This is a genomic window from Bradyrhizobium betae, from assembly GCF_004123905.1.
In the GTDB taxonomy this organism is placed as follows: Bacteria; Pseudomonadota; Alphaproteobacteria; order Rhizobiales; family Xanthobacteraceae; genus Bradyrhizobium; species Bradyrhizobium betae_A.
The window spans coordinates 58593-75431 of record NZ_MZXW01000007.1 but is presented as its reverse complement, the minus strand read 5'-3'; the positions used below and the strand labels follow the sequence as shown (position 1 = coordinate 75431).

At 62.3% G+C, this 16839-nt stretch carries 17 protein-coding genes and 1 tRNA gene; 5 read left to right on the top strand and 13 right to left on the bottom strand.

Annotated features, from left to right (window positions below; genetic code table 11):
* Window positions 1–403 precede the first annotated feature (403 nt).
* From B5V03_RS04365 to B5V03_RS04330, 7 genes are all read right to left on the bottom strand, one after another.
* Window positions 404–1360: a 2-hydroxyacid dehydrogenase gene (locus B5V03_RS04365; protein ID WP_129268046.1), complete on the bottom strand. Its 957-nt coding sequence runs from the start codon at window positions 1358–1360 to the stop codon at window positions 404–406.
* A 106-nt stretch (window positions 1361–1466) separates the two neighbouring features.
* Window positions 1467–2159 (bottom strand): 50S ribosomal protein L1, encoded by a 693-nt coding sequence (gene rplA, locus B5V03_RS04360; RefSeq protein ID WP_014494487.1) that lies wholly within the window; start codon window positions 2157–2159, stop codon window positions 1467–1469.
* Window positions 2160–2165: 6 nt separating this feature from the next.
* The gene (rplK, locus tag B5V03_RS04355) at window positions 2166–2594 is read right to left on the bottom strand and encodes a 50S ribosomal protein L11 (protein ID WP_007602986.1); all 429 of its coding nucleotides are present in this window, start codon (window positions 2592–2594) and stop codon (window positions 2166–2168) included.
* Between the two features lie 133 nt (window positions 2595–2727).
* Window positions 2728–3288, bottom strand: a complete 561-nt coding sequence (gene nusG, locus B5V03_RS04350) for a transcription termination/antitermination protein NusG (RefSeq protein WP_129268045.1) — start codon at window positions 3286–3288, stop codon at window positions 2728–2730.
* A complete protein-coding gene (gene secE / locus B5V03_RS04345; protein ID WP_027564420.1) occupies window positions 3288–3479 on the bottom strand; it encodes a preprotein translocase subunit SecE in 192 nt (63 codons plus the stop codon). Before secE ends, nusG begins: the two co-directional genes overlap by 1 nt.
* Before the next feature lie 1074 nt (window positions 3480–4553).
* Window positions 4554–5519: a hypothetical protein gene (locus B5V03_RS04335; RefSeq protein ID WP_245502155.1), complete on the bottom strand. Its 966-nt coding sequence runs from the start codon at window positions 5517–5519 to the stop codon at window positions 4554–4556.
* A 372-nt stretch (window positions 5520–5891) separates the two neighbouring features.
* Window positions 5892–5967: transfer RNA gene (locus B5V03_RS04330), tRNA-Trp, on the bottom strand.
* 165 nt (window positions 5968–6132) lie between these two features.
* Between B5V03_RS04330 and B5V03_RS04325 the strand changes: the two genes are divergently transcribed.
* Window positions 6133–7350 (top strand): serine hydrolase domain-containing protein, encoded by a 1218-nt coding sequence (locus B5V03_RS04325; RefSeq protein ID WP_129268044.1) that lies wholly within the window; start codon window positions 6133–6135, stop codon window positions 7348–7350.
* A gap of 145 nt (window positions 7351–7495) precedes the next feature.
* Here the strand turns inward: B5V03_RS04325 and B5V03_RS04320 are convergent, their stop codons facing one another.
* Together B5V03_RS04320 and B5V03_RS04315 are read right to left on the bottom strand one after the other, a co-directional pair.
* A complete protein-coding gene (locus B5V03_RS04320; RefSeq protein ID WP_129268043.1) occupies window positions 7496–8263 on the bottom strand; it encodes an SDR family NAD(P)-dependent oxidoreductase in 768 nt (255 codons plus the stop codon).
* 70 nt (window positions 8264–8333) lie between these two features.
* On the bottom strand, window positions 8334–9032 hold the full coding sequence (locus B5V03_RS04315; protein WP_164987780.1) for a histidine phosphatase family protein: 699 nt from the start codon (window positions 9030–9032) through the stop codon (window positions 8334–8336).
* Window positions 9033–9165: 133 nt separating this feature from the next.
* On the opposite strand from B5V03_RS04315, the gene B5V03_RS04310 reads away from it, so the two are divergent.
* The 3 genes from B5V03_RS04310 (at window position 9166) to B5V03_RS04290 (ending at window position 12587) form a co-directional block, all read left to right on the top strand.
* Window positions 9166–9951: an SDR family NAD(P)-dependent oxidoreductase gene (locus B5V03_RS04310; RefSeq protein ID WP_129268041.1), complete on the top strand. Its 786-nt coding sequence runs from the start codon at window positions 9166–9168 to the stop codon at window positions 9949–9951.
* 971 nt (window positions 9952–10922) lie between these two features.
* A complete protein-coding gene (gene argE / locus B5V03_RS04295; protein ID WP_129268039.1) occupies window positions 10923–12095 on the top strand; it encodes an acetylornithine deacetylase in 1173 nt (390 codons plus the stop codon).
* 195 nt (window positions 12096–12290) lie between these two features.
* Window positions 12291–12587 (top strand): GIY-YIG nuclease family protein, encoded by a 297-nt coding sequence (locus tag B5V03_RS04290; protein WP_129268038.1) that lies wholly within the window; start codon window positions 12291–12293, stop codon window positions 12585–12587.
* Between the two features lie 126 nt (window positions 12588–12713).
* Here the strand turns inward: B5V03_RS04290 and B5V03_RS04285 are convergent, their stop codons facing one another.
* Together B5V03_RS04285 and B5V03_RS04280 are read right to left on the bottom strand one after the other, a co-directional pair.
* On the bottom strand, window positions 12714–13772 hold the full coding sequence (locus B5V03_RS04285) for a phosphotransferase family protein (protein WP_129268037.1): 1059 nt from the start codon (window positions 13770–13772) through the stop codon (window positions 12714–12716).
* Window positions 13773–13903: 131 nt separating this feature from the next.
* Complete coding sequence (locus B5V03_RS04280; protein WP_129268036.1) at window positions 13904–15139, bottom strand: acyl-CoA dehydrogenase family protein; 1236 nt, start codon at window positions 15137–15139, stop codon at window positions 13904–13906.
* 223 nt (window positions 15140–15362) lie between these two features.
* On the opposite strand from B5V03_RS04280, the gene B5V03_RS04275 reads away from it, so the two are divergent.
* Window positions 15363–16034, top strand: coding sequence for a TetR/AcrR family transcriptional regulator (locus B5V03_RS04275; protein ID WP_129268035.1), 672 nt, complete (start codon window positions 15363–15365; stop codon window positions 16032–16034).
* Window positions 16035–16038: 4 nt separating this feature from the next.
* Here B5V03_RS04275 and B5V03_RS04270 read toward each other — a convergent pair whose 3' ends face one another.
* Together B5V03_RS04270 and B5V03_RS04265 are read right to left on the bottom strand one after the other, a co-directional pair.
* Window positions 16039–16431, bottom strand: a complete 393-nt coding sequence (locus B5V03_RS04270) for a RidA family protein (RefSeq protein WP_129268034.1) — start codon at window positions 16429–16431, stop codon at window positions 16039–16041.
* A gap of 93 nt (window positions 16432–16524) precedes the next feature.
* On the bottom strand, window positions 16525–16740 hold the full coding sequence (locus tag B5V03_RS04265) for a hypothetical protein (RefSeq protein ID WP_129268033.1): 216 nt from the start codon (window positions 16738–16740) through the stop codon (window positions 16525–16527).
* Window positions 16741–16839: the final 99 nt, after the last annotated feature.

Genomic DNA, 16839 nt, shown 5'->3' with positions numbered 1-16839 from the left:
CCAAACCCATTCCGCAACCACCCTCAGGTGGGATGCGACGTGAAATCCGGTCTTCACCCGTCTATGCAGGCCATGCGATTAAGCCGTTGAGAAATCGAAATTTCCCGCAGGCGCCTGCAGTCTTGGACAGGACAAGGTCAGCCGGCGAACCGCCCGACCTCTGCCCGCATCCCACCAACCGATGGATTTTCCTTCCTTTTCCGGCAAATCCTTGCGGACGTCCTGAAAAGGAATGATCTCCTGTCGTGTCGGGTTTTCGGAATGCGTGCACGAACGCGCCAGCCAAGGCCGGTACGTCCGGAAGCGGTTCTTTAACCGCTCGGAGCCTGCTTGCCAAGAGCAAAATTCACACCAGTTCCAATCCGTTGCCGGCCGGGCTTGAGGCGGGCCGACAAGGGCCGATTCAGGCCGATTTGACCGCATAAGGCAGTGGCTTGCCCGCGAAGAACGCGGTCAGGTTCGCCAGCACGCAGTTCTGCATGGCCACGTGCGATTCGAGGGTATGACCGCCGATATGGGGGGCGAACACCACATTGGGGAGCGCGGTCAGGGCGTCGGGGGCGTGCGGCTCCTTCTCGAAGACGTCGAGGCCGGCACCGGCGATGGTCTTGTCGGTGAGGGCCGCGACCAGGGCCTTCTCGTCAATGACGGAGCCGCGGGAAATGTTGACGACATAGCCGTCTGCGCCGAGGCGCTTGAGAATATCGGCATTGACGGCATGCTGCGTGTCGGCCCCTGCCCTGACCGCGATCATCAGCACGCTGCACCAGTCGGCGAGTGCCTCCAGCGACTGGAAATATTGATAGGGCGGAATGTCGTATCTGGTGCGGCTGAAATAGCCCACGTCCGCCTCGAAGGCGGCGCAGCGCGCGGCGATCTTGCGGCCGATCTCGCCCATGCCGTAGACGCCGATGCGGCGGCCGGGCATGCCGGCCTGCGGGCGCATCATCGGCGACTGCTTTGAAGCCGCCCAGTCGCCGCTGCGGACATATTGGTCGGCGACCAGGATCCGCCGCGTCGTCGCCAGCATCAGCGTCATCGCGATATCGGCGACCGAGGCGGCATTGGCGCCGGGGCTGTGGCCGACCGCGATATTGCGGGAGGCCGCCGCCTTCAGGTCGACGCCATCATAGCCCGTACCGTAGCAGACGATGGTACCGAGCTTTGGAAACAGGTCCATCGCCTCGGCGCCAAGCGGTGAGCCGCCTGCGGTGAGCATCGCGCGGATGCCGCCGAGTTCGTCGACCGAAAACACCTCACGCGCCGGCTTGCCGCCGGTGTCGAGCAGCTCGAACCGCTCGGCGAAGCGCGCCATCATCGACTTGGGAAAGCGCGAATAGATCAGGACCTTGTCAGCCATTGTTCTTGTTTCCGGTAAGCGCCGCCACAAACGACGAGGGGCGGAATCGGTCGCCCGATTCCACCCCTCGCCTCATGCAATTTTCAAACCTCAGCCGAGGCAAGTCTTATCCGAGGATCGTGCCCGGCTCGACCTTCACGCCGGGGCCCATCGTCGAGGACACCGCAACACGCTGGATGTAGGTACCCTTGGAACCAGCGGGCTTCGCCTTCGAGACAGCATCGGCGAGAGCCTTGATGTTCTCGACCAGCTTCTCCTCGGAGAACGAGGCCTTGCCGACGCCGGCCTGCAAAATGCCGGCCTTCTCGACGCGGAACTCGACCGAGCCGCCCTTGGCACCCTTCACCGCACCGGTGACGTCCATGGTCACGGTGCCGATCTTCGGGTTCGGCATCAGGCCGCGCGGGCCGAGCACCTTACCGAGACGGCCGACCAGCGGCATCATGTCGGGGGTCGCAATACAACGGTCGAAATCGATCGAGCCGTTCTGCACCTTCTCGACCAGGTCTTCGGCGCCGACGACGTCGGCACCCGCAGCCTTGGCTTCGTCAGCCTTGGCGCCGCGGGCGAACACGCCGACGCGGAGCGTACGGCCGGTACCGTTCGGCAGGGTCACGACGCCGCGGACCATCTGGTCGGCGTGACGCGGATCGACGCCGAGATTGATCGCGACCTCGATGGTCTCGTCGAACTTCGCTTTCGCGCGTTCCTTGACCATCTTGATGGCGTCCGCGAGCGGGTAAAGCTTTTCGCGGTCAACACCTTCGCGGGCTTTGTTCAAACGCTTTCCGATTGCCATGAGCCCTTACCCCGCCACTTCCAGACCCATCGAACGGGCAGAGCCCTCGACCATCTTCATGGCCGACTCGATGGAATCGCAATTGAGATCCTTCATCTTCTTCTCGGCGATCTCGCGCACCTGCGCCTTGGTCACCGCGCCGGCCTTGTCACGGCCCGGAGCTTTCGAACCGGACTGGATCTTGGCGGCCTGCTTGAGGAAGAAGGACATCGGGGGGGTCTTCATCTCGAACGTGAACGAACGATCGGCGTAGATCGTGATCACGACGGGAATCGGGGTGTTCTTCTCTTCCTTCTGGGTCTGGGCGTTGAACGCCTTGCAGAACTCCATGATGTTGAGACCGCGCTGACCAAGCGCGGGACCGATGGGGGGCGAAGGATTCGCCGCACCGGCCGGGACCTGAAGCTTCAGGTATCCGGTCACTTTCTTTGCCATGTATCACTCCTGTTGTGCCGGCCTCGGCCAGCGGTTTCAGGTTCGTGGTCTGGGTCGGATGCGGCTGGCAACCGCCCTCTCCCTCCCACGGCCTCTTGTTACGCAAAACCTTTCGGCTTCGCGCCTCGTCCGATCAGACCTTCTCGACCTGACCGAATTCCAGTTCGACCGGCGTGGCGCGGCCGAAGATCGACACCGCGACCTTCACGCGCGAGCGCGCCTCGTCGATTTCCTCGACCACACCCGAGAACGAGGCGAACGGGCCGTCGGCCACGCGCACGTTCTCGCCGATCTCGAACGACACCGACGCCTTCGGCCGTTCCACGCCCTCCTGCACCTGGTGCAGGATGCGCATGGCCTCGGCTTCCGAGATCGGCATCGGCTTGTTTTCCGCGCCGAGGAAGCCCGTGACCTTCGGCGTGTTCTTGATCAGATGAAACGCCTCGTCGGTCAGCTTCATCTTCACCAGCACGTAGCCGGGGAAGAACTTGCGCTCGGCGTCGATCTTGCGGCCGCGGCGCACTTCCGTGACCTTCTCGGTCGGAACCAACACCAGCTCGAACAGCTCCTCGAGCCCGCGCTGCTTGGCCTGCTCGCGGATCGATTCGGCGACCTTCTTCTCGAAGTTCGAGTAGGCGTGGACGATGTACCAGCGCTTGTCGGTCGATTGGGTTGCAGCGGCTGCTGTTGCCATCAGTGAATGCCCAAAAGGAAGGTGATGAGGTAACGGATGATCTGGTCGGCGGCGAAGAAGAAGACCGAGGCCACGGCAACCATGACGAACACCATGATGGTGGTGATGGTGGTCTCGCGACGGGTCGGCCAGGTGACCTTGGCGGTCTCCGAGCGCACTTCCTGCAAGAACTTGAACGGGCTGACTGCCATCGTTTGAGACGCCAATAAGGATTTCAGGGATCCGAACAGCCGCCGTTGGCCCAGCCCTCTCTCGCGAAGGATGAGCCGGAAACCGGGCTCGATTGTTCGGGGATTTCAAAGCCGCGCCGGATATCCGCATCTCAGCGGGCCGGCAGCGAGTGCGGGGTATCTACTGCGGATGGCACGAAACGTCAAGGTCGCGCCACGCGACTGGAATCAGAATGGCTCGGCTTTTCTCGGAATCGGTGCCAGCCGAATCAAGGGCTTAGCTGGCAGGAATGGCAGGGCTCGAACCTGCGACCCGCGGTTTTGGAGTTCGATCGCCCTGTACCAGGTCATCTGTTGGAAACCTAAGAGGCCGACAACGTTTGATCCTCGGCGAGGTGCTCGACCAGCACCAAGACCGGGCGAGCAGCAGAACTGCGGTCATGAGTGCCTCGGTGTCATCTGGTGCCCTTCATTCATAAGCAGGCAAAAGGCCGCAGCCATTCTCGGCTGCGGCCTGCATTCTCAAAATGGTCCGGGTAAAAGGGTTAAGAGAAATATGCGCCAGCCCCGGTGTACCTAACAAAACATTAATTTGTTTCAGGCGTGTTTCGTCGCGGCAAAAATTTGCGTTCCATTTCAGGAACTTAGAGTATTGGGCTGCGGGAACCGTGAGGGAGGCCGGCCGGGGGCTGGCAAGGGTGGCCGCGTATGTCCCTCGCGGCCCGATCCCAAAAGCAAACTAGTCGATTCTCGCTCTGTGGACCTGACCGCGCGCCGCGAGGCCTCCATTAATGGCACACACTGCCTCCCCACGGCGTCGGCGACTTCAGCGCCCTGCACTCGCACCGGCACGATGCAGAGGTGCAGCTCTACGCCTTCGACGTGCTCGCGATCGGCGGCGGGGACTGCGCCCGTTGCCGCTGTCGATGCGCAAGACCAATCTGGCGCGCCTCTTGCGGGGACGGCCCGATGGCATGTTCATCGCCCCTTCGAGCCAGGCGCGATCGGCGCGAGTTGTTCGGCGCTTAAGCGGGCTGAGACCTCTGGAGTGTCAGCCCCAGAGGTCTATCGCTCCATCTGGCAAGATTCCCGTTATCAGTGAGATCCGCCGGGCACCGGACCTGGAATGGCATCGTTGCCATTGGCGTTGATCCGGTTGTCGCCGAAAGACAGAACATTCCCGCTGACCGACGTGCCGTTGCCTACGATGACCGACGAGCCAACTCTGATTGTAGTCGCGCCAGAAGCGGCGAGGCCGGTCCCGGATGCGGTCGCGGCACTCTCATTCACCAGCATTCCGATGTTGTTGCCTGTCGTCAGAAAGGCGGTGTTGGTAAACCCGTTGGCAACCGTATCCCGGACAACGATATTGATACCTGCTGCGCCACCTGATGAATCGGCGACAACACCAAAGTTTCCGCGATGGAAGTGGCTCTTGCTGATGAGAGCAGTCGCCGAAACTCCTGCGCCTGGATTCACGACGATTGCGGCACCCACACCGCCTGAGCCGGTGTTTGAGATTGTCACGTTCTCAACTATCAGTCTTGCAGTACTTGCAGTACTGGTGGGCACGAAGGCGATACCGTGGCCTTGCCCACCGGTCTGGTCGCGAATTCTGACATTTCTGACATGCAGCGAGGCGCCTGACAGGAAGCGAATGCCCGAACTGCCCGGGATGGTGCCCGCACCTTCAACGTCCAACCCTTCGAGATAGACAACGACGGTGCCTGGGGTCGCCGTTGCAGAGTCGTTGATGATGATGCCGTTGATGCCGCCTGAGTTGAGAACACTTCCGACGGCGCCGTCGCAATAGATGCTCATGGATTTTGTGATCGTCACGGTTCCATAGCCAGCAGGGTCGAGACAATTGATTTCACCGCCGGCCGCGGTCTTTGAGATCGCCCCAGCGAAGGTCTTGCATGGCGCTGTTCGGCTGCAGGGATTTACGTCATCGCCTACGCCAGAAACCCAGGTCCTGGTCGCCTGAGCGTGAGCCACCGGCGGCCCAAGCAGAACGAATGCGAATGTGAAATACAATAATCCTAAAGAAAAGCGATGCATGAACTACTCCATCGGTTTAGCCGATCTTTCTCGGTCTCGACCACGGAGCCGCTCGTTCCCGAAAGAACGCTCAAGCGAAATGTCTAAGAATAAACGATGACGCTAATCGGCTGACCGCAATCGATAGGCATGATGTCTTGGCAGGATCGGTTGGCAATACTCGACGACCGCATGCCTCTATTGGACAATCGGCCAGACCTAGTGTGGTGTCAATAATCGCCGATGCCAAGCTCATGGCGCGGCTACTGGGCGGCGCATCCTTCAACCGCCGAGCAGCTGCTCCGACCAGCGATCAGAGGTACATTTCACGAACAGAAATGGTAGCGAATCACGGTTTCAGCTGAAAGCCGGGAATCTAAGTGTTTGATTTCCTGGCAGGAGTGGCAGGGCTCGAACCTGCGACCCCCGGTTTTGGAGACCGGTGCTCTACCAATTGAGCTACACTCCTACGGACCCTCGCGTCGCCGCGTGGATCAGGGGCGCTTTCAAGCACAGGGGACGACCGGTTTGCAAGGACGGATTGCAAGGGTGAAGCGCGCTGGCTTCGCTTGTTTGTACCGCGCCTTCTGGGCCACTCTCTGTTCCCGACAATCAAGAACAAACGGGAGTGCCCATGACTGCCACCGCCCCTCAAGCCGCGATCACGCCGAAAGCGCCGCCCTTGCCCGAGGCCGAGCCGGAAACGCTGGGGCTGTCGCGGCCCCGACTCCAGGCGATGTCGGACGCTTTCAAGCGCGAGATTGACAAGGGAACCGTTCCCGGGGTGACGGTGCTGGTGGCCCGGCGCGGCCAGGTCGGCTGGTTTGAGGCGCTCGGCAAGCAGAGCCCCGCAGGCCCGGCGATGGCGCTTGATTCGATCTTCCGGATCTTCTCGATGACCAAGCCGATCGTCTCGGTCGGCATCATGGCATTGGTCGAGGACGGCCATCTGCTGCTGAGCGACCCGGTCGCCAAGTTCATTCCCGAGTTCGCCGACCAGAGGGTCGGCGTGGTCAGCGGCGGCAGACTGGAACTGGTTCCGCCTAATCGCCCGATGACGGTGCAGGATCTGCTCCGCCACACCTCGGGCCTGACTTACGAGCACCAGGGCGACGGCCCCGTACACAAGCTCTATCAGGAGTCCCGCGTCCGCAGCCGCAAGATCACCAATGCCGAGCACGCCGCGCTGGTGGCGAGCTTCCCGCTGGTCTGCCATCCCGGTGACGAATTCAACTACAGCCGCTCCACCGACATCCTCGGCCGCATCATCGAAGTCGTCAGCGGCAAATCGCTCGGCATGTTCCTGACCGAACGCATCCTCGCGCCGCTGCAGATGACCGAGACCGCCTTCTCCACTTCTGAGTCCAATGCCGGCCGGCTCGCCCAGCCGTTCGAAGCCGATCCCTGGACCGGCGACAAGGTGGCGCTGTTCAACATGCTCGAACAGCCGATCATGGAATCCGGCGGCGGCGGCCTCGTCTCGACCACCATGGACTATGCCCGCTTCGCGCTGATGCTGCGCAATGGCGGCACGCTCGACGGCAACAGGATCATCGGCCGCAAGACGCTGGAGCTGATGGCGTCCGATCATCTCGGGCCTCACGTTGTGACCAACGGCACGCTGCTGTCGCCCGGCCACGGCTTTGGTCTCGGCTTCGCCGTGCGCCGCGAGGCCGGCATCGCGCCCTTCCCCGGCAGCGTCGGCCAGTATTTCTGGAGCGGCATTGCCGGCACGTTCTTCTGGATCGATCCGAAGGAGGATCTGTTCACGGTGTTCATGAGCCAGGGCCCGGGCCAGCGCGATTTTACGCGGACGCTGGTGCGGGATCTGGTTTACGCGGCGGTGGATTGAGGTCTCGTGCCCCGGACGCAACGCAGCGCGTAGCGGTGCGTTGCAGATCCGGGGCCCATGCCTCAACGATCTCGGGCTCGGCTTTCTGGGTCCCGGCTCTGCGCAGCAGCGTTGCACGCTGCAGCGCGTCCGGGACACGAGACCATCAACTGATCGTCGCGCCGCCGTCGATGACCATGGTCTGGCCGGTCATGAAGTCACCGGCCGCAGATCCCAGGAACACGGCTGCGCCCGCGATCTCGTCGGGGGTGCCGATGCGGAGCAGCGGCGAGCGCGAGGTCGAGGCTTTCAGGTTTTCCGGATTGTCCCACAGCGCTTTGGCAAAATCGGTCTTGATCAGGCCGGGCGCAATGCAGTTCACCCGGATGTTGTGCTTGCCGTATTCGCAAGCGAGGTTGCGCGCGAGCTGCATGTCGGCAGCCTTGGAGATCGCGTAGGCGCCGAGGATGGTCGAGCCCTTGAGGCCGCCGATCGAGGACACGATGATCACCGAGCCGTCCCTGCGCTCGATCATCTGCGGCACCACCATCGAGATCAGCCAGTTGTTGGCGACGATGTTGTTGTCGAGAATTTTCCTGAACTGGTCGTCGGAGATGCCGGCGAGCGGGCCGTAATACGGGTTCGACGCCGCGTTACAGACCAGCACGTCGATCTTGCCGAAGGCGCGGTTGCTCTCGTCGATCAGGTTTTGCAGATTTTCCTTCGACGAGATGTTGGCGGCGATCGCGACCGCGGTGTCCTTACCGAACCTGTCGTTGATGCCCTTGGCCACCTGCTCGCAGACATCGGCCTTGCGCGAGGAGATCACGACCTTGGCGCCATGCTCGGCCATGCGCTCGGCGATCGCAAGCCCGATGCCGCGCGTCGATCCGGTGATGACAGCGACTTTCCCCTTCATGTCGAACAAGGTCATGTTTCTCTCCCAGAGTTATGATTTGATTTGGCCGAAGCTTACGCCGCGTCCGCGCGAGCGGACAACAGCCTCAGGCGAGCTTCTTGACTTCCGGTCCCGCCGGCTGATGCATCTCCGCATGCGCATCGTCCGCGATCCACGGCTGCTGGTTCACCATCGGCAGCCGCCACACCGAGCGCTCGGGGCTCGAGAAATAATCGAGCCGCGTGATCGAGCAATTGTCGATGTCGAACGACAGCGCCTTCTCCACCTGGCCGCCGAGCGCGAGCCCGAGCGCGGCCTTGATGGTGCCGCCATGGGCAACAGCGATGATGTCCTGGCCTGCCGCCTCATTGTTGATCCGCTCGATGACGCGGCGCGCGCGGTGGTAGAGGTCCATGAAGCTTTCGCCGCCGGGCGCGGGCTCGTTGATATCGGCAAACCAGCTCGACCCAACGGGACGGCTCGCGATGAACGCGGCGCGGTTCATGCCCTGCCATGTCCCGAGATTTTGCTCGGCGAGGTCCGCTTCCCATGGCATCGACGCGGGCTTCGGGTAGCCGGCTGCCCAGATCGCTTCGGCCGTTTGATGCGTGCGCATCAGATTGCTCGAATACCAGACCGCCTTGCGTGGCAGCACCTTGGCAACAGCATTGAACACGTAGGTATCGCTGGTGTCGCAGGCGAGATCGCTCTGCCCGTAGATGTTGCCGCCGTCATTGCGCACCGGCGCGTGACGAACCCACCACCACCGTGTCGTGACCACATTCGGCTTGTCCGCGGTTGCCATCGAAACCCTTCCATCCCGTGTGATGTCGCTGTACGTCAGGTGTGAACGTGTCTCAAGACACTTTACCGTTTGAAATCTTGTTTGAAATTCCGCTGCGCGGCAAGCGTCGCGTACTAGGCAAAGGGAGAAACACATGGGCCGTCTGCAAGGCAAATCCGTCATCATCACCGGCGCCGGCAGCGGCATCGGTCGCGCTGCCGCGCTGCTGTTCACCAAAGAAGGCGCAAAGCTGATCGCGGTCGATCGCACCGAGGCGGTGAAGGAGACCGTCGACGAGGTGAAGAAGGCCGGCGGTGTTGCCGAAGCGATGATCGCGGATGCGGGCTCCGAGACCGACGTCATGGCCGTCATCGACAAGGCGGTGAAGACGCATGGCCGGCTCGATGTGATCTGGGCCAATGCCGGCGTTTCCGGCGGGCTCGTTCCGCTCGGCGAGCAGACCGTGGAACAGTGGCAGGAGGTGTTGCGCATCAATCTGATCGGTCCGTTCCTCGCGGTGAAGCACGCGATGCCGCACATGGTGAAGCAGCAATCCGGCGCGATCGTGCTGACCGCATCCGTCGCGGGCCTCAAGGCCGGCGCCAGCGGGCATCCCTATGCGGCGAGCAAGGCCGGCGTGATCTCGCTGGTGCAGACCACGGCCTATTCGCTCTCCGGCACCGGCGTGCGCATCAACGCGGTGTGCCCCGGCCTGATCGAGACAGGAATGACCAAGCCGATCTTCGATCGTGCGAAAGAGCGCGGGACCCAAGACAAGATCGGCCAGCTCAATCCGCTGAAGCGTCCGGGCCAGCCGCACGAGCTCGCGGCGATGGGACTGTTCCTGGCGAGCGACGAAGCGTCGTATGTGAACGGTCAGGCGTTCCCGGTGGACGGCGGGCTGACGGCGTCGATGCCGTACGCGGGGAAACCGGTTTAGCAAGGTCACTCTCGTGTCCCGGACGCGGCGCGGTCGGGATACGAGACCGGAATTTTGGCACGCAACTGCATCATCCTCGTCATTGCGAGCGCAGCGAAGCAATCCAGAATCCCACCGCGGAAAGACTCTGGATTGCTTCGCTGCGCTCGCAATGACGGAGTGTGTGGTTGATGGCGTCGCCTTTTCAATTCGCATCTTCATTGTAGACGCAGTTACGCATCCTCGCGGCATTTTTCGCCCGAGCTTTGCTTCATTGCCTTGCCCTCGATTGAAAGAGGGCGCAGGGAAGACCGGGAGCCCGCTGGCACCCGAGGTCCACTGTGCGAAGTTGCAGTAAGACGTTTGCACAGCGGCATACAGGTGTAGCCAGGACATCCCGGCCTTCCCTGCGCAGTGGTTGGAACGGCTTATGTCGCGCTCTCCCCGGGGAGCGATGCACTATTGCCCCCGTCGCCTTATCGATGACTGATGTACGCGCCCGGTCGGGCCGCCACATCACCGCAAGACTTGACGCACAGACCCCGGGCGTCAGGACCACACGATTTTGCCGTACGCCGATCACACCGGTCGTGCGCGCGACGCCTTCGCTCACAGTCACCTGCCCTGCGAAAGCCTTCGCGCCGATGTTATCAGCGTCCACCGCCGCCCGGCCCGCGTTCGTGACGATCGCGATACGCCCCTCTTCCTTGGGCCGGGTTGCCGTGATGGATACGCCGTTTCCGAATTTCGGTAAAGTGGAATATTTTCGGCGAGGTGGGTTGCCCCATCGCTGGCGTGTTTTGCCCGTCGGGCAACGCAAGGTCTTGTAGCCCGGATGGCGGAGCGATATCCGGGATTCGCCGCACGAGCTGTCCCTGGTATCGCTGCGCTCACCCGGGCTACGGGGCTGTGTCGATTTGCGTCACCGGCCATCACATTGGTATGGTTCATGCAGGCAACCTAGCCTCCAGTCCCCCAACAAGAACGTGACAATGCCAAGCTCAAGACCCGACCGCATCCGAACACTCCTCGCCGACCTCGTCGGCTTCGACACCATCAGCGACCGCACCAATTTGCCCCTGATCGCCCATATCGAAAGCTATCTCGCCGCGCTTGGCGTCAAGGGAGAGCGCATCACCGACGAGACAGGACAGAAGGCTTCGCTGTGGGTCACGATCGGGCCGGAGGATCGCCCCGGTCTCGTGCTGTCGGGCCATACCGACGTCGTGCCGGTTATCGGTCAGGACTGGAGCCATGATCCGTTCAAGCTGATCGAGCGCGACGGCAAGCTCTATGGCCGCGGCACCACCGACATGAAGGGGTTTGTGGCGGTGTGCCTCGCCATGGTGCCGGAGATGCTGGAGGCGAAGCTCGCGACGCCGATTCATCTCGCGATCTCCTATGACGAGGAGATCGGCTGCGTCGGCGTGCGGCCGATGCTCGGCGAGGTCGCGAAGAAGAAAGTGAAGCCTCTCGGCGCTTTCATCGGTGAGCCGACCGAGATGAAGGTCATCATCGGCCACAAGGGCAAGCACGGCGTGCGCGCCACGTTTCACGGCCTCGCCCGACACTCCTCGATCGCGCCCGATGGCGTCAATGCGATCGAATATGCCGCCGAGCTGATCGTCGAGATCCGTCGCCGCGCGGTGAAGCTCGCAAGCGAAGTCGAGCGCAACAGTCTCTACGACGTGCCGCACTCGACGCTGCTGACCAGCATCGTGCATGGGGGCGCCGCGCTGAACATCGTGCCCGATACCTGCACGGTGGATTTCGAATGCCGCGGGATCGGCATCACCGAGTCGCGTGAGGTGACGGATGCGATCGTCGCCTGGGCCAAGGCCGAGCTCGAGCCCGCGATGAAGGCGAGGAATGCCGAATGCGGCATCGATTTCGAGGAGATCCTCGACTATCCCGCCCTCGACACCGCCGCCGACGCCGCGATCGTCACGCTGGCAAAAAGCCTTGCGGGCCGCAACGACCACGCCAAGGTCGCCTTCGGCACCGAGGCGAGCCTGTTTGCCAGCATGGCGGATATCCCCTCGGTCGTGATCGGCCCGGGCTCGATCGCGCAGGCGCACACGCCGGATGAGTTCGTGGAGATGGCGGAGCTGGAGAAGTGCGCGGGCTTCGTGGAGAAGCTGATCGCGCATTGTGTGGCTTCATAACCGCGACTTTGGGTCCCGGCTCAGCGCAGCAACGCTACGCGTTGCAGCGCGTCCGGGCAGCGAGAATCCGGGTCTCGTGTCCCGGACGCGGTGCGGCACGCAGTGACGCTCCGCAGAGCCGGGACCCAGAACGCTTGGCGACGACATCGAACATGCAACCTTAGAGCGCGTCACGTCCAACCTGGTTGCACGGCTATGTCCTTCTTCGTTTACATCCTTGCCAGCAAACGAAACGGCACTCTCTACATTGGAGTGACAAACGACCTCGCTCGCCGAGTGGGCGAGCACAAGGCCAAGCTCATACCCGGCTTCACACGGCAATACGACGTGACCTTGCTAGTCAATTTCGAGACGTTCGAGTCGGTACTCGAAGCGCGCTCACGCGAACATTCGTTGAAGCGCTGGCGACGCGCGTGGAAGTTCAAGCTGATTGAAGACCTCAATCCGGATTGGCGAGACCTTACGGACGAGCTGAATGCTCTGGCAACGTGATTGGGTCCCGGCTCTGCGGAGCAGCACTTCGTGCTGCACCGCGTCGGGGACACGAGAGTTGTGCTGGCGCAGGAAAGTACGCTCCACAGACAAGGGCGCGGCCCTCAGCCGCGCCCTTGTCTCTTCCTAAACCGCGCCCGCCTTCTGCGCGTACTCCCATGAGGCCTTCGACAGCGGCACGGTGCGCTTGGCGGATTCCAGCGCCTTGGCATTGGCGGCGGTGCCGTCGCGGACGCGGCCGGCGATGCCTTGGGTGATGCCGGCGAGGCGGAACAGATTGTATGAGAAGTACCAGTTCAGATCGGGCACCGTCATCTTCGTGACGTTGCAATAGATCTGCGCGGCCTCCTCCACGCTCGGGATGTTGAGCGCCTTGAGGTCGGCGCCATCAAGGCCCGGCATGACCCACTGCATCAACAGATAGGTGAAGTCGGCCATGGGATCGCCGAGCGTCGACAGCTCCCAGTCGAGCACGGCCCGCACGCGCGGTTCCGTCGCGTGGAAAATCATGTTGTCGAGACGGTAGTCGCCATGGACGATCGAGACGCGCGCCTGTTCCGGCACGGTCTTCGGCAGCCATTCGGCGACCTTCTCGAACTCCGGAATGTGCTGCGTTTCGGAGGCGCGATACTGCTTGGTCCAGCGGTCGATCTGCCGCGCAAAATAATTTCCGGGCTTGCCGAAGTCACCGAGGCCGATCGTTGTGGGATCGAACATGTGCAGCTTGGCCAGCGTCTCGATCTTGCTGGTGAAGATCTTTCGGCGATCCTCCGGCGTCTGGCTCGGCAGCGTCGGATCCCAGAACACGCGACCGTCCTCCATCGACATGATGTAGAAGGCCGACCCGATGATGCTGTCGTCCTGGCACAGCGCATAGGCGCGCGCGACCGGGAACCCGTGTTTTCCAAGGGCCGCGATCACGCGATATTCGCGATCGACCGCATGTGCCGACGGCAACAATTTGCCGAACGGTTTGCGGCGCATCACATAGGAACGGTTCGGTGTGTTCAGCCGATAGGTCGGGTTGGACTGGCCGCCCTTGAACTGGAGAACCACCAGCGGGCCCTCGTAGCCTTCGACGTTGTCGCGCAGCCAGGCTTCGAGTCGCATCTCGTCGATGCGATGACGCTCCTCGACCGGCTTGGTGCCCGAGAACTCTTCGTCTTTCCTGACGCCGTCAGCCACGGTGACGCTCCCTCTTCAGTCCGAACATGATCCTAATCGGTAACCGCTCTTGCACTTGCGTCAAGCGGTCATCCGATCACGGATCATGCCCTGTCGTTTCTTAAGTCGGGAGCGCCGCGCGGCCCTCCCTTTTAGTGACTGGAGGAATTGGCATACTTCCGAACTTCGAGCCTTGCAATGGCGCGATTGTGCACCTCGTCCGGACCGTCGGCGAGACGCAGCGTGCGGATGTGGGCGTAGTCCTTGGCGAGACCGGCATCGTCAGAGACGCCCGCGCCACCAAAGGACTGGATCGCCTCGTCGATGATCTTCAGGGCCATGTTGGGCGCTGCGACCTTGATCATGGCGATCTCGGCCTGCGCGGTCTTGTTGCCGACCTTGTCCATCATGTCGGCAGCCTTGAGGCAGAGAAGGCGCGTCATCTCGATGTTGGTGCGGGCATCGCCGATGCGCTGCTCCCACACCGAGTGCTCGACGATCCTCTTGCCGAACGCGGTGCGCGAGGAGAGCCGCTTCACCATCTTCTCCAAGGCTTCCTCGGCCTTGCCGATGGTGCGCATGCAGTGATGGATACGGCCGGGACCGAGACGACCCTGCGCGATCTCGAAGCCGCGGCCCTCACCGAGCAGGATGTTCTCCTTCGGCACCCGCACGTTGTCGAGCAGTACCTGGGCATGGCCATGCGGTGCGTCATCGAAGCCGAACACCGGCAGCATCTTCTCGACCTTGATGCCTGGCGTATCGAGCGGAACCAGGATTTGCGACTGCTGCTGGTGCTTGGCCGCGTTGAAATCCGTCTTGCCCATCAGGATCGCGATCTTGCAACGGGGATCGCCGACGCCTGATGACCACCATTTGCGGCCGTTGATGACGTAGTGATCGCCGTCCTTCTTGATGCTGGTCTCGATGTTGGTGGCGTCCGACGAGGCGACTGCCGGTTCGGTCATCAGGAAGGCCGAGCGGATCTCGCCGTCCAACAACGGGCGCAGCCATTTGCGCTTCTGCTCCTTGGAGCCGTAGCGCATGAACACTTCCATGTTGCCGGTGTCGGGCGCGGAACAGTTGAACACTTCCGAGGCCCAGGTGATGCGGCCCATCTCTTCCGACAGCAGCGCGTATTCGAGATTGGTCAATCCCGCGCCGCGGAATTCGTCGTCCTCATGCTCGTTCGGCGGCATGAACATGTTCCAGAGGCCTTCGGCCTTCGCCTTCTTCTTGAGGTCTTCCAGGACCGGGATGACCTTCCAGCGCTCGCCGTTGCGATCCTGCTCGTCGTAAACCGGCACCGCCGGGCGCACGTGCTTGGCCATGAAGGACCGCACGCGGTCGAGCCATTCCTTCTGCTTGGGGGACAGATCGAAATCCATGGGACGCTCCTCGGTTTCTCGCTTTGAAAGCCTGTTTTGCGCCGGACTGTCCTCCCGCTGTGCGCAGCCCGCAAGCGCCATTCCGGCTGCTCGCAGATGTCAGATGGAACCCGCGCCGTTGTGATGCGGCTCAATTCCATCATGCGGATTGACTTTCTCCGACCTTCAAACGATAGTTTCATACAAGTGTTTGAATTGCAACTCCCCTCCCCTGAGGGCATTCATGGCCAGCGATCATACGAGGTCTGCCATTCTCGCCGCCGCCGAACGGCTCTATGCCGATCGCGGCTTTGGCGACGTGACGCTGCGCGACATCGTCGCGGCGGCCAGTGTCAATCTGGCCGCGGTGAACTATCATTTCGGCTCGAAGGACGAGCTGATCGCCGAGCTGTTCGTGACACGCTCGATCGCGACCAACCGCGAGCGCTTGCGCGAATTGAAGGCGGCGGAAGAGCAAGGCGGTGGCCGCGCGCCGATCGAGGTGATCCTGCACGCGCTGGTCGGCCCGACCTTGCGCGGCTGTCTTGGTCCGGAAAACCAGCGCTCGACCGCGGCGCGCTTCATGATCCGCGCCTCGATCGAATCCGTGCCGCCGATCCGCCGTATCAAGAACCGCGAGATCGACCATCTGCGGAAATTCGCAGGCGCGATGCGGCGCGCCCTGCCCGACCGCAGCGACGTCGATATCTACTGGGGCCTCAACTTCGCGCTCGCGATGGCGCACCACACCATCCGCGAAAGCGAGCGGCTCACAAAGCTGTCGGAAGGCAAATGCGATCTTGATGACGTCGAGGACGTCATTGCACGCGTGGTCAGCGTCGCGACCATGGCGCTGACGGCAGGACGCAACGAGGCGAAGGCGCCACCACGTGCCCTCGCGCGCGACGCGCGCTAAGACTTCACATCATCGCGATGCAGTCGATCTCGACGTCGAAGGGGCCGAACCATTCCGGCGTCACGACGAAGATCCGCGCCGGCGGATCGACCGGGAAGTAGCGCGCATAGATCGCGTTGAAGGCGGCGAAGTGCCTTGTCGAGGTGCAGTAGACGTTGCACTTCATGACGTTGTCGAGCGAGGCGCCGGCCGTCTGAAGGCACAGCTTCATCTGCTCCATGATGATCTCGCTCTGCCGCTCGATCGGCATTTCCACAAGCTCACCCGTCTCCGGGTCGAATGGCGGCAGGCCGGCGACGAAGATCATGTTGCCGGCGCGCGTGACCGGCGAGGTCGGCGCCTTCCAGCGATCGAGGAATGTCGAAATCGGTTCGACGCGGAGCGCTTCGCGTTTCATCGGCGGCCACCTTCGGTTCGAGCGAGAGTGATGCCTGACTACATGACAATGCAGCCAACATGCTTCGCTTCCGATCGAAGTGTGGTCGGCGGGTTAGGCCCGCTGCGGCATCTCCTCGGCCTCTTCCTTGGCGAGCAGCAGCAGCATCTCGATGCCCATCTCGCCTTCCTGCGGCGAGCGGATGAACTTTATCTCGTCGGCGCCTTGCCGCAGTGCGGCAATGATCGCAACAGCCTGATTGGCCGTCGCCGCCTCGGTCGCCAGAATGGCCTTCTGGTCCTTGGCTTGGAACCCGATCGTATAGGACATGCACTTCCCTCCCCGAACTTAGGTGGAGAGATCGAATCTGAGTCGCGCGCGAAGCGGAAGCCTGTGCGATTACGGACCGGGTTAATCTGGGGATTGCGC